Source organism: Mycetocola sp. TRD_SC_2 (genome assembly GCF_055361225.1).
The window spans coordinates 251,207-264,217 of sequence record NZ_CM143954.1 but is presented as its reverse complement, the minus strand read 5'-3'; the positions used below and the strand labels follow the sequence as shown (position 1 = coordinate 264,217).

13 protein-coding genes are annotated in these 13,011 nt (G+C 64.4%); 11 read left to right on the top strand and 2 right to left on the bottom strand.

Features of this window, described 5'->3' with window-relative positions:
- The first annotated feature begins 14 nt into the window (after window positions 1-14).
- The 10 genes from ACWA1Q_RS01385 (at window position 15) to ACWA1Q_RS01340 (ending at window position 10,289) form a co-directional block, all read left to right on the top strand.
- Complete coding sequence (locus ACWA1Q_RS01385; protein WP_463758907.1) at window positions 15-1,697, top strand: ABC transporter substrate-binding protein; 1,683 nt, start codon at window positions 15-17, stop codon at window positions 1,695-1,697.
- 38 nt (window positions 1,698-1,735) lie between these two features.
- On the top strand, window positions 1,736-2,725 hold the full coding sequence (locus ACWA1Q_RS01380; protein ID WP_463758905.1) for an ABC transporter permease: 990 nt from the start codon (window positions 1,736-1,738) through the stop codon (window positions 2,723-2,725).
- Window positions 2,726-2,731: 6 nt separating this feature from the next.
- Window positions 2,732-3,859 carry an ABC transporter permease gene (locus ACWA1Q_RS01375; protein WP_463758904.1) on the top strand — a complete coding sequence of 376 codons (1,128 nt, stop codon included), beginning with the start codon at window positions 2,732-2,734 and terminating at the stop codon, window positions 3,857-3,859.
- Window positions 3,856-4,725: an ABC transporter ATP-binding protein gene (locus ACWA1Q_RS01370; RefSeq protein ID WP_463758902.1), complete on the top strand. Its 870-nt coding sequence runs from the start codon at window positions 3,856-3,858 to the stop codon at window positions 4,723-4,725. The genes ACWA1Q_RS01375 and ACWA1Q_RS01370 overlap by 4 nt, the downstream gene beginning before the upstream one ends.
- Window positions 4,722-5,510 (top strand): ABC transporter ATP-binding protein, encoded by a 789-nt coding sequence (locus tag ACWA1Q_RS01365; RefSeq protein ID WP_463758900.1) that lies wholly within the window; start codon window positions 4,722-4,724, stop codon window positions 5,508-5,510. The genes ACWA1Q_RS01370 and ACWA1Q_RS01365 overlap by 4 nt, the downstream gene beginning before the upstream one ends.
- 47 nt (window positions 5,511-5,557) lie before the next feature.
- Entirely contained in the window at window positions 5,558-6,523 is a 966-nt protein-coding gene (locus ACWA1Q_RS01360) for an MDR/zinc-dependent alcohol dehydrogenase-like family protein (protein ID WP_463758899.1), read from the top strand.
- 85 nt (window positions 6,524-6,608) lie between these two features.
- Window positions 6,609-7,823 (top strand): ROK family transcriptional regulator, encoded by a 1,215-nt coding sequence (locus tag ACWA1Q_RS01355; protein WP_463758897.1) that lies wholly within the window; start codon window positions 6,609-6,611, stop codon window positions 7,821-7,823.
- 14 nt (window positions 7,824-7,837) lie between these two features.
- The gene (locus ACWA1Q_RS01350) at window positions 7,838-8,791 is read left to right on the top strand and encodes an N-acetylglucosamine kinase (RefSeq protein WP_463758896.1); all 954 of its coding nucleotides are present in this window, start codon (window positions 7,838-7,840) and stop codon (window positions 8,789-8,791) included.
- A gap of 56 nt (window positions 8,792-8,847) precedes the next feature.
- Window positions 8,848-9,426, top strand: coding sequence for an HhH-GPD-type base excision DNA repair protein (locus tag ACWA1Q_RS01345; protein ID WP_463758894.1), 579 nt, complete (start codon window positions 8,848-8,850; stop codon window positions 9,424-9,426).
- Window positions 9,427-9,443: 17 nt separating this feature from the next.
- Window positions 9,444-10,289 (top strand): universal stress protein, encoded by an 846-nt coding sequence (locus tag ACWA1Q_RS01340; protein ID WP_463758892.1) that lies wholly within the window; start codon window positions 9,444-9,446, stop codon window positions 10,287-10,289.
- 16 nt (window positions 10,290-10,305) lie between these two features.
- On the opposite strand, the gene tadA is transcribed toward ACWA1Q_RS01340, so the two are convergent.
- Both tadA and murQ read right to left on the bottom strand, forming a co-directional pair.
- Complete coding sequence (gene tadA, locus ACWA1Q_RS01335) at window positions 10,306-10,782, bottom strand: tRNA adenosine(34) deaminase TadA (protein WP_463758890.1); 477 nt, start codon at window positions 10,780-10,782, stop codon at window positions 10,306-10,308.
- 47 nt (window positions 10,783-10,829) lie between these two features.
- Window positions 10,830-11,771, bottom strand: coding sequence for an N-acetylmuramic acid 6-phosphate etherase (gene murQ, locus ACWA1Q_RS01330; protein WP_463758888.1), 942 nt, complete (start codon window positions 11,769-11,771; stop codon window positions 10,830-10,832).
- Window positions 11,772-11,879: 108 nt separating this feature from the next.
- On the opposite strand from murQ, the gene upp reads away from it, so the two are divergent.
- Entirely contained in the window at window positions 11,880-12,512 is a 633-nt protein-coding gene (gene upp / locus ACWA1Q_RS01325) for a uracil phosphoribosyltransferase (RefSeq protein WP_463758886.1), read from the top strand.
- The last annotated feature ends 499 nt before the right edge of the window (window positions 12,513-13,011 follow it).

Below are 13,011 nucleotides of genomic sequence, written 5' to 3'. Positions count from 1 at the left end.
AGAAGGGCATCACAATGTCTCACGCAATGAAGCGGAAGAGGGCTACTGTCGCGGGCGTCATGCTCGCCTCCGCGCTCACCCTGACCGCCTGTACAGCGTCAACCGGCGACACGAACGGAGGCGACAACTCCGGCGACTCCGAAGTCGTCGTTTACACCGGCGTCACGGGCGACTTCGCAGAAAACTTCAACCCGTTCATCGAGGGAAACCTCCAGTCGACGCGCGGCGTCATCTACGAGCCGCTCTTCTTCTACAACATCACGGCCGGCGGTGACCCCGAGCCGCTGCTGGGCGAGTCCTTCGAATTCAACGAAGCAGGAACTGAACTCACCATCACCATGCGTGAGGGCGTGAAGTGGAGCGACGGAGAAGCGCTGACGGCCGAGGACGTCGTCTACACCTTCGAGCTCATCACTGAGGTCCCTGCCTTCAACACGGCGGGTTACGACGGCCAGGCGGAACTGGTCGATGAGAACACCGTCAAATTCACCTTCCCTGAGCCATCATTCACCGACGCCGTCTCGTACATCGGCAACACCCCGATCGTCCCTGAACACATCTGGGCCGAGAAGACAGACCCGACGACCGACCAGAACGCGGAGCCCGTCGGCTCGGGTGCCTTCACCCTCAGTGAGTTCAATTCACAGAACTACCTTCTCGCCGCAAACGAGGACTACTGGGGTGGACGACCGGAGATCGATACTGTCCGCTATATCTCACTGACCGGCAACCAGTCGGCAACGGACACCCTGCTCCAGGGCGAGATCGACCTCGCCGGCATCTTCCTTCCCGACGTCGAGGGCGTCTTCAAGGGCACTCCCCTTGAGTACACCAACACGCCGCTCAACCAGACGTCGTTCTTCACCTGCTCTGACCCGTCTCTCGGCTGCACCGGTCCGCAGACCGACGTCGCCGTGCGAACCGCGATCTACAACGCCCTGAACCGCGACCAGCTGAACTCCCTGGCCTTCTCCAGCTACAACGGCCAGATGTCGCCAACGTACGGTCTTCTCGACCGTGACGAGAAGTGGATCGCCGACGAGTTCAGCGAGCCGGTTCCCGGAACGCCGAATGTCGACGCAGCGATCGAAGCACTCGAAGGAGCCGGCTACGCCCGCGGGTCCGACGGGATCTACGCGAAGGACGGCGAACGAGTCAGCCTGACCGTTCAGGTCGTCACCGGCTGGACCGACTACATCGCGGCGATCGACGCTTCGGCTGAGCAGCTGCTCGAGGCAGGCATTGAGTTGAAGCCAGCACAGGTGTCGTTCCAGGAATGGACGGCGAACAAGAGCAACGGTAACTTCCAGCTTTCGCTCGACTCCCTCGGTCAGGGCGTTGCCGCAGATCCGTACTACCTCTACATGCGCTACTTCCACTCCGACAACACCGCAGCCGTTGGCGAAACCTCCGGTCAGAACTTCGCGCGCTACAGCAACCCCACTGTCGACAAGGCGATCGACACGGCAGGCGCGACGCTCGATGAGGCCGTCAAGGCTGAGCAGTACGCCGTCGTGCAGGCCGAGATCGTGCGGGACATGCCGTACATCCCGATCCTCGTCAACTCGGCGCTGACCATCTACAACACCGACAACGTGCAGGGATGGCCGACCGAGGCCAACCTGTACGCCTACCCGCGCCCCGACCGGGCCTGGGACAACGGCATCGTCTTGAAGACGATCAAGCCGGCGAACTAACCCGTGTTCCGGGGAGGAGTTAAAGAGAGGCAGAACCAGTGAGATATATCGCTCCCAAGCTCGGCTTCTATGCCGTCGCGCTGTGGGGCGCGTTGACCGTGAACTTTTTGCTACCACGCATGTTGCCGGGAAATCCCGTCGACATTCTCGTGGCCAAGCTCTCAGCTCGCGGTCCCGTGACCGACGAACTTCGCGACAGCCTTGAACTCCTCCTCGGAGGCGCCCCCGACCAGGGATTCCTGGAGCAGTACTGGGTCTACCTGGTCGGGATCTTTACCGGAAACCTCGGGATATCGATCACCTACTATCCCGTTCCGGTGGTCGAGATCATCGGCCAGGCACTGCCCTGGACGCTCGTCATGATCGGAATCGGAACGCTGCTCGCGTTCATCGTCGGCGTCACGCTGGGGATGCTTGCCGGCTGGAAGCGCGGATCGTGGCTCGACAACCTCGTGCCCGTCACGACCATGTTCCAGGCCGTCCCGTACTTCTGGCTCGCGCTCGTGCTGCTCTACATCCTTTCGGTTGGCCTCGGAGCCTTCCCGGTCAGCGGTGGCTACAACTACAACGTCGCGCAACCCGGGCTGACGTGGGACTTCATCCAAACGGCGATCTACCACGGCACCCTCCCCGCGCTCACGATCGTCATCTCGTCGTTCGGCGGCTGGCTGCTCGGTATGCGGAACATGATGGTCTCGACACTGTCGGAGGACTACATCGTCACCGCAGAGGCCAAGGGCCTTCGGCCGGTGCGCATCATGACCGCGTATGCCGCCCGCAACGCGGTCCTGCCCTCCGTCGCCGGCTTCGCGATCTCGCTCGGCTTCGTGGTTTCGGGGTCGATCGTGACTGAACAGGTCTTCTCGTACCCAGGCATCGGCAGCACACTCCTCCAGGCCGTGAACAACAGCGACTATGCGCTCATGCAGGGCCTGTTCCTCGTGATCACCCTCGCGGTGCTCGGTGCGAACCTCATCGTCGATCTGCTGTACGGCGTGATCGATCCACGAACCAGGGCGAACGGGTAAGGGACCATGTCACACGAACCATCACGCGCCGTCAACGGCGGCACTGAGCCGACACCGGGTGAAGCAGCCGCAACGGTGGCGGCATCCGCCCGAACCGACCAGGAGATCATCTTCTCCGACCTCGCCGTACCGGGTACGGCATCGACCAACATGGCTCTCCGGGCGGACAGCGCCTCACCGCTGACGGCGAACTTCGCCGCGGTGCGGACCGATCCAAAAAAGGAGGCTCCGCGGTGGCGTTCCGTCCTGCCACCGATGACGCCGAAGCTCGCGACCGGACTCATCCTGATTGCAGCTATCGTGCTCTTCGGAGTCCTGGGGCCGGTGTTGCTGGGGAATCCCCGCTCCATTCGTGACATCGGCAGGACGCCGCCCGGCGGAGAGTTCCTGCTCGGCACCACGCAAACCGGTCAGGATGTCCTCGCCCAGCTCGCACACGCCACCCAGGGTTCGCTGCTGATCGGGCTCGTGGTGGGAATGCTCGCACTCATCCTTTCGATGATCTTCGGGGTCATCGGCAGCTACATCGGTGGCTGGCTCGACGAAACGTTCTCGCTCTTCACCAACATCATGCTCGTCATTCCCGGCCTGCCGCTGGTGATCGTGATCTCCAGCTACGTTCAGGACAAGACCATCTGGGTACTCGCGGTCGTGCTTGCGATCACGAGCTGGGCGGCATCGGCACGGGTGCTGAGGTCTGTGACTCTCTCACTTCGCAGCCGTGACTACGTCGCCGCTGCGCGAGTATCCGGCGAAAAGCCCTGGCGCATCATCGTGGTCGAGATCCTCCCCAACCTGATTCCGGTCCTGGCCTCGCAATTCGTCCTCGCGATCATTGCCGCGATCCTCGCCGAGGCCGGGTTGAGCTATCTCGGCTTGGGCGCCTCTGGCACCTTCACCTGGGGAACGATGCTCTTCCAGGCGCAGAACGGATTCGCACTCACGCTGGGAACCTGGTGGTGGTTTGTTCCGCCGGGAATCCTCATCGCGGTACTCGGTGGGGCACTCTCTCTCGTGAACTTCGCGATCGATGAGGTCGTCAACCCGAAGCTTCGCACCACGACCCTTCGCAAAGACAAGAAGCGCCTGAAGCAGCGCCTTCACACCACAATTGAGGGAGGTGTGCCGGTATGACCGACGACACGCTACTGAGCATCCGTGACTACAACATCGTGTACGAGACGGAACGACCGGTCCACGCGGTCCGCGACGTCAACCTCGAGATACAGCGGGGAGAGATTCTCGGGCTGGCGGGAGAGTCAGGCTGCGGCAAGACCACCCTTGCCTACGGCATCAACCGGCTGCTTCGCCCGCCGGCAGTCATTCGAACCGGGTCAGCCATCCTCCACGACAAGGACGGGTATGACATCGACATCAACGCTCTCAAGGTCAAGGAGTTGCGGGAGTACCGCTGGGATAAGGTGTCGATGGTCTTCCAGGGCGCCATGAATGCGCTCAATCCAGTCATCAGCATCGAGAAGCAACTCGGCGATATTTTCAGCACGCATCGGCCTCAGATGTCGAAGGCCGACCGCCGTGAGGAGAGTGCAGGTCTTCTCGACCTCATCGGTGTTGGACGCGATCGCCTGAGGTCGTTCCCCCATGAGCTGTCAGGGGGAATGCGTCAGCGCGTCATGATCGCGATGGCGCTTGCGCTCAAGCCACAGCTCATGATCATGGACGAACCGACGACAGCTCTCGATGTGCTCGTCCAGCGGGACATCCTGCAGGAGATCAGCGAGTTGCGTGCCCAGTTCGGGTTCTCTGTCATCTTCATCACCCACGACCTCCCGCTGCTCCTCGAGATCAGCGACCGGATCGCCGTGATGCTCCAGGGTGAAATCGTCGAGCTCGGCACGGCTGAGCGCATTTTCCGTCGACCGGACCACGTATACACCGAACGACTTCTGCAGTCATTCCCGAGCCTCACGGGCGAGCGGGGCGGCTTCATTCGCAGCGGCAACGATGAGACCAGAACAAAGGACGAGGCGATCGCATGACCACTCTCGAATTTCGGAACGTGTCGAAGGAATACCGGGTGCGCGGATCGGGCAAGCTCAAAGCGGTCAATGATGTGAGCTTCACACTCGAGCCGGGCAAGACGATCGCGCTTGTCGGGCAGAGCGGGAGCGGCAAGTCAACGATTGCGAAGATGCTGGTCCAGCTCGAGCGCCCGACCAGCGGAGAAATTCTGCTCGATGGAGAACCGGTTCCGCGGTTCGGCCGGGGATTGCGCGACTACCGCCGTCACGTTCAGATGGTCTTCCAGGATCCCTTCGCATCGCTCAACCCGTTCCACCCCGTTGAACACCACCTCGAGAGACCCCTGCTTCTGCACAAACGGAGCACCCGGGCGAACCTTGGCGCTGAGGTCGAACAGCTTCTCACCCGAGTGCAGTTGACTCCGGCCTCAGAGATGCGTTCCAGGAAGCCCCACGAACTCTCCGGCGGTCAACGTCAGAGAGTTGCGATCGCGCGGGCTCTGGCTCCGAAGCCGAGCGTACTCATCGCTGATGAGCCGGTTTCGATGCTCGACGTGTCGATCCGCTTGGGGGTGCTGAACCTGCTCGGCGACCTGCAGCGTGAAGAGAACCTCGGGGTCCTGTACATCACACACGACCTCGCGACCGCCCGTCACTTCAGCGACGAAATCATGGTGCTCTACAAGGGTGTCGTCGTCGAGAGCGGACCGGCTGACGATGTGATCCTCAACCCCCAGCACGAATACACGAAGCGGTTGCGGGACGCGTCGCCGAACCCGGAGTCCCAGTTCGCAACCCAGTAGCACTTCTCGGCGAACGTCGAGACGGAGAGAAAGAGAGCACCAGCGCGATGCAGAGCATGCAGGTCACCCAGGAGAAGACGGTCGCACTTGTCGAGGTCGACGACGATTCCCCTCTCGGCGAGTACGAGGTTAGGGGCAGGACGCTCGTCACCCTCATCAGCCCCGGCACCGAACTCGCGAGTGCCTTCGCTCCGGCCGATGCCAGCGCTGTCGATTACCCGAAGTCGATTGGCTATGCCGCTGTTTTCGAGATCGAGGAGATCGGGAGCAAGGTCACCCGTCACTCTGTGGGGTCGCGTGTTTTCTCAACCGGCCCTCATCAGTCACAGCAGCGCGAGCATGAAGATCGGGTTGTTGAACTTCCGGCCGGGCTCGCTCCCGAAATTGCCGTCTATGCGCGGCTCATTGCCGTTCCTGCTGCTGCTCTCATCACCACGCGAGCGCGGCCCGGTGATCGCGTTGGCATCGTCGGCCTCGGGCTGGTCGGACATCTCGGCGCGAAGGCCTTTTCTGCCAGCGGATACCGCGTGACCGCCTGGGACCCGGTGGCTGAGCGAAGGGAAGGGCTGAGTGACGGCATCCGGGTGCTTGCCGCGCCCGTGCTTGATGACCCCGATGACGTGTTTGAACTCGTCGTCGATGCGTCAGGTCATGACGGCGCCACGGTTCAAGCGGCCGGCGTGGTGGCCAAAAATGGCGAACTCGTCCTGACCGGTACCCCGTGGGCGAAACGAACGGATGCGTCCGCTCACGAACTCCTGACACTGATCTTTCACCGCTACCTTCACGTTCGCAGCGGCTGGGAATGGCAGTTGCCCGTCACACCCAGTGATTTTCGCCAGGGGAGCGTGCTGTCCAACTTCCGTCTCGCACTCAACTGGCTTGCGACCGGCGATGTCACGGTCGACGGGCTGAGCGAGACGATCTCCCCCACCCACGCACAGCGCGCCTTCGACTCGCTCGCGTCACGCGCGCCTGGCCCACTGACGTATGTCTTCAACTGGAGCCTCTGACGCGAGTAGGATGTCAGTCATCGGCAGAGGGAACATCCCGCTTTCTTCACTCACTTTATTAAGCGGTTTAAGTTACCATCCTTCTATGACCGACAAAAATCGCCGTCGCGCCTCGTCGAAAGGCAAGACACTCGACCTCATCCGTTCTGCCGGCCCGATCAGCCGCGTGGAGTTGGCCGAGCTGACCGGACTCACCCAGGCGACGATCTCGACCGTCGTGCGTGAACTACTCGCCGATGGCGTCATCAGCGAGACCGGTCGTGGTGAGTCCACCGGCGGCAAGCCGCGCATGCGCCTCGAGATCAATCCAGCCTCCCGCCTCGCCATCGGCGTGCATGTCGGGCAGGACTACATCACCTACGTCGTCGCCGACCTCGGCGGTACGGTCGTCGGACGCACACGCGTCGATGGCCCTGGCGACGCTTCCCCGATCACCGTCGTCGGTCGCATGTCCGACGACATCGAGTCGCTCATCATCGGTCTCGATCTTGACCGCGCGTCGATCGTCGGCATGGGTCTCGCTATCCCCGGCCCGATCGACCGGGAGAACGGCACCGTTCGCGGGGTTCCGTCGCTCGTGGGCTGGAGCGACTTCCCGATCCGCAGGGCCCTCGCGACGAGCACCGGTCTGCAGTGCGAGTTCGACAACGATGCGACCGCAGCGGCGATCGGTGAGTATTGGCTCGGGGCGACCGAAGGCTACGGCACCTACGCATCTGTCTACATGGGCTCGGGAATCGGAACGGGCATCGTGATCGACGGAACGATCTACCACGGCGTCTCGTCGAACGTCGGGGAGATCGGTCACATCACGGTCGATGCGAAGGGACTCGCCTGCCCCTGCGGCAACATTGGCTGCCTGGAACTGTATGCGGGCCCACGCGCTGTCGTTGAGAAGGCGGTGGATGCCGTCGCAAACGGCACCCTGGACGTGCCGCTCACCGGCAGGATCTCGGTCGACTTCGCGACGATCGGCAGCGCTGCGGAGAAGGGCGACAGTTCCGCACGAGCGCTCATCGAAGAATCGGCCGAATACCTTGCCACGGCGCTCGTCTCGATGGTGAACCTCCTCGACCTGCAGCTGATCGTGCTGGCCGGCAGTGCTTTCTCCACCGCAGGGTCGACTTACGTGCAGATCATTTCGCGCATCCTCTCGGAGAGAACCCTCGCGAGAGGCATCCACGGGGTCGAAGTGCGGATGTCGGTGAATGGGAACGATGCCGCGGCGCTCGGAGCCGCGACACTCGTGCTGCAGGACCGACTCTCCCCCCGCTCGCTGCGCTCCGTCACGTTCGCCTGATCCCGGAAACTCCCATGACACCACCCTCCCCCACCCGCCTCTCGATCGACGGCGGCCAAACCGGCACGCGCCTGCGCCTCAGTGATGTGAGCGGCGTGCTTGCCGAAACCGAGGGTGCAGGCGTTCTCACCGACCGCTCCGTCGTCGACCAGGTCACCGACCTCGCGCTGCAGCTTGCCCGGACCACCGGTTCACGTATCGACGAACTCGCCGTCGGCACCTCCGGGCTCACCCCGGCCGCCGCGAACCCGGACGCCCTCCTCGCCGCCACCCGATCGATCGGCGTGCAGCGCGTTGCGCTCGCCCACGACTCGATCACCGGGTACCTCGCAGCCAACGGCACCGCTTCTGGTGTGATGCTCGCGGTGGGGACCGGGGTCGTCGTTCTCGCACTCTCGGAATCCAGCGTCGCAAAGGTCGACGGCTGGGGTTCCCTCCTCGGTGACGCGGGAAGCGGATATTGGATCGGCCGGGCAGGCCTCGACGCCGCCCTCCGGGCGTTCGACGGGCGCTCACCCCACACAACTCTCGAAGCGACCGCAATTGCCCGGTTCGGTCCGCTCGACGAGCTCTACATGGTGCTCCAGGCCGATCCGATGCGGGTGTCCCGCATCGGATCCTTTTGCCGGGACGTCGTGGCTGCCGCGACGAGCGGAGACGAAGCCGCCTGCGGAATCGTCACGGCGGCAGCGCACGAACTCGCCCACTCGGCGGCGAGCGCCCTCGCCCGCGTCGGCTGGGAAGCGGGCACACCGGCTCGGGTCGGAGCCGTCGGCGCGCTCGCGACGCACGCAGTCCCTCTGCGGGAAGCACTCGGTGCCGCCCTCGCATCACGCGCCCCCGGTGCCGTGCTGGAGGCACCACTCGGGCTCCCCCTCGACGGAGTGCAGTCGCTCCTCGACGTGAGCCCGTCGAATCCGTTGAGCCCGTACATCTACTCGGCACACGTCGAACCGACCGCTTCCTGAGCCTCGCCCGCACGGGGAGACTCGTGCTTACCCCGGCAGCGTGGTAGGCATGAGGCATGACGCCGCAGCTGAACATCACCGGAGAACCCGCCGCAGACGACCTGCTCTCGACGGATCCCCTGGCGCTGCTCGTCGGAATGCTCCTCGACCAGCAGGTGCCGATGGAGACCGCCTTCGCCGGCCCGGCGAAGATCCGCGACCGCCTCGGGGCCTTCGACGCGCGGACGATCGCCGCCCAGGACCCCGAGGCTTTCGTCGAGATCTGCCGCACTCCCCCCGCTGTGCACCGGTATCCGGGGAGCATGGCCGCACGCATCCAGACGCTGTGCCAGAGTCTCGTCGAGAACTCGGACGGGGACGCATCCGCGCTGTGGACGACCGGCGAGCCGTACGGTCACGAGGTGTACCGGCGGCTCCTTGCTCTTCCTGGCTTCGGCGAGCAGAAGGCCCGGATCTTCGTGGCACTTCTGGGAAAACAGTATGGCTTCACCGGCGCCGGTTGGCGTGAGGCGGCCGGTTCGTATGGCGACGATGGCAGCTACCGATCGGTGGCCGACATCGTCGACGCCGATTCCCTCACCCGAGTGCGGGAGACGAAGCGTGCGGCGAAGGCCGCAGCGAAGAAAGCGACCTAAACGAGAGCGAGGACCCCATGTCGACACGAATGCTGGTTGGTGTCAGGAGTTTCGACACCGGACGAACGGCGGTGCGCTGGGCCGCGGAACGGGCTCAGGCGAGAGGGCTCTCACTCCATCTGGTTCACATCGTCGACGAGGGGATGCGGCGCGCAGGCAACGCAGGGCTGCTCGAAGCAGCGCGTTCCGACATCGAGCAGATGCTCGCAACGGCGGCAGAACTTGCCAACACAGTGGCTCCCGGCATCTCGGTCACCGCCGAAACCCTCGAGGGCGAACCGCAGGCCGAGCTGATCCGGTTGTCGCAGGACGCCGAGATAGTCGTCGTCGGCAGCGATTCAGACGGGGACGACAGTTCGCGCAGGCACGGCAACCGCGGATTCCGCATCGCGGCGGCGAGCACGACACCGGTCGCCGTGATCCCGATGATTGACCTCACCGGCCGGGAGGGGGTCGTCGTCGGCGTCGACGGGTCACCGATCTCGGAGCACGCCCTCGTCTTCGCCGCTGACGAAGCCGACCGTCTCCGGGAACCGCTCATCGCGGTGAACGCGTGGCCGAACCCGGTCGTCTACGGCTACGACCTCGCGTTCCCGGTCGAGTACGTCGAAGACCTCACCCAGATCGGCAACGAAACGCTGACTCGCGCTCTCGACGGCGTGATGGGCACCCACCCCACTGTTCCGGTTCGCCGGATCGTCACGGAGGGCGACCCGATCACCGTCCTGTCGGATGCCGCCGAACGCGCGTCGCTCATCGTCGTCGGCAGCCACGGTCGCGGAGCGGTCGCCCGGTTCCTTCTCGGGTCGGTGAGTCACGGCATCCTCGCGCGGCTCGTCGCACCGACGGTCATCGTGCGCTGACTCGTGGATGCGCCGCTCAGCGCGACCGTTCTGCCGAACGGAAGAAATCGGTGAGAACGGTCGCGCAGGCATCCGCTTCGACACCGGCGATGACCTCGACCCGGTGGTTGAGCCTCCGGTCACGCAACACGTCGTAGACGCTTCCCGCGGCGCCCGCTTTCTCATCCCATGCACCGAACACGACTCTCGGGATGCGCGCGGCGAGGATCGCACCCGCGCACATGACGCAGGGTTCGAGGGTGACATACAGGGTCACATCAGTGAGATGCCAGTCGCCGGATGCCGCAGCTGCGGCCCTGATGGCCTCGACCTCCGCGTGGGCGGTCGGGTCCTGCCTCGCTTCGCGCGCATTGAGGCCTGTCGCGAGAAGCGAACCGTCCGACGCGACGACGACGGCACCGACGGGAACGTCCTCCGTCTTGAGCGCCTCGTTGGCCTGGTCGAGGGCGCGGAGCATCCAGGTGCGATCGACGGGATCGACGGGGAGCGGCATCCTGGGCCTCCTGTTCTGCCGAAAGCCTATTGGACGCCGCCGATGCGTCAGCTTTCAGCGGCCGGTGCCGACTCGAGTGCCCGCCGGAGGAATCCGTCGTGCTGCGCGAGAAGCACTTCTGCCGCCGCCGGGCGGATCCCCGCGAGTTCCACGAGGATCGCCGCCTTCACCGATCCTCCGACTGTGGCAAGCGTTCGCGAGGCGGTTGCGGCATCGACACCGGTAGCGAGCATGACGGTGCGCTCCGAGCGGGCGATGAGTTTTTCGTTGCTCGCCTTGAGGTCGACCATGAGGTTGCCCCAGGTCTTGCCGAGCCGCACCATTGTCAGCGTGCTCAGCATGTTGAGCACCATCTTTTGCGCGGTGCCCGCCTTGAGCCGGGTCGAGCCAGTGAGGAGTTCGGGCCCGACGACGACGTCGATGCCGACCTCGGCTGCCGCCCCGAGAGCGGATGCCGCGTTGCACGCGACTCCGGCGGTGAACGCCCCGCGGCGCCTCGCCTCCGCGATAGCCGAGAGCACGTACGGCGTGCGTCCTGACGCCGAGATGCCGACGACGCTGTCGTCCGGGCCCACGGACAGGTTCACGACGTCGGCGACGCCGGCGTCCGCATCATCCTCGGCGCCTTCGACGGCCGCCACGAGTGCGGTCGGACCACCGGCGATGACTCCGACGATGCGACCGGGATCGATACCGAATGTGGGAGGTGCCTCACTCGCGTCGAGCACCCCCAGGCGCCCCGGTGTGCCGGCACCGAGGTAGATCAGGCGGCCGCCTGAAAGCATCCGCTCGGAGATGTTGTCGACGGCGGTTGCGATGGCCTCCGTGACGAGCGCGACAGCCGGGGCGACCTGCGCGTCTTCCGAGTTCATTGCGGCGACGAGTTCCCGAGTCGAGAGGAGGTCGAGGTCGGCGTATTTCTCGTTCACACGCTCGGTGGAGAGATCGGCGAGAACGGCATGCAGGGCGGGAGCATCGGAGTCGGGCACAGAATCCTCGATTTCTTCGGGTGAGAAAACAGTACCGATCCGGGGCTCGCTGCGCTGGGGAGAAGTTCCGCCGTCCGGAAGACGACCGGCAGGCGGTAGGTTTGGAGCATGCGAGTGCACGTAGCCGACCACCCCCTGATCACCCACAAACTCACCGTGTTGCGTGATCGGACGACCCCGTCTCCGGTGTTCCGCGCCCTCACCGAGGAGCTCGTCACCCTGCTCGCCTACGAGGCGACACGCAATGTGCGGACCGAGACGGTCGACATCGAGACCCCGGTCACCTCGACCACCGGTCTCGCGATCAGCCAGCCGCGCCCCCTCGTCGTGCCCATTCTTCGTGCCGGACTCGGCATGCTCGAGGGCATGGTCAAGCTGCTCCCGACCGCTGAGGTCGGGTTCCTCGGCATGGTCCGCAACGAAGAGACGCTCGAGCCGACGACGTATGCCGAGCGCTTGCCAGACGACCTCTCGGATCGGCAGTGCTTTGTTCTCGACCCGATGCTCGCCACCGGCGGCTCGCTCGGTGCCGCGATCGAGTTCCTGTTCGACCGGGGTGCCGTCGACGTCACCGCGATCTGTCTGCTCGCAGCGCCCGAGGGCATCGCCGCACTGGAGAAGACGACGGAAGGCCGCGACGTCACCATCGTGCTCGGCGCGATGGATGAGCGTCTCGACGAGAACGGGTACATCGTGCCCGGCCTCGGTGACGCCGGCGACCGCCTGTACGGGCTCGTCTAGCTCTTCGCTTTCGTAGGCTTTCCGTCCACGTGGGCGGCGCGGTTGCGCACCGGCGCCCATGGGCGCCCGACCACACCCTCGGCACGCAATCGCGTCGCCCGCTTCGTTGTCGTACGCTCCGCGGGACGAATGTCGCAGCATCCGTCTTGCTCGGCCGGTTTTGGTCGCATCTCGTCGCGACGAACGACCAGAAGTGACCGAGCAACGAGCTTCTCCAGCCAGAACTGACCGAGCAAAAACGTAACGCAGGTCCTTGCGTTGATGGGCGCACACCGTTCGTTGCGGAGAAGAATCGCCGCAGTAATCCCAGTTTCTCCGCAGAACCTTCGAAATCCCGAGATAATTCGTCATGCGGTGCAAAGATTTGACACACTGCGACGCCGTGGGGTTAACTCATCGACATGACTGATAACGCGCGTCCCCTGAGCTCCTTCGAGCCTCGTGGAACTGCCGGCATGATGATGGCCGGCAGCGCAGTCATGTGTTGTCGAATGTGTCG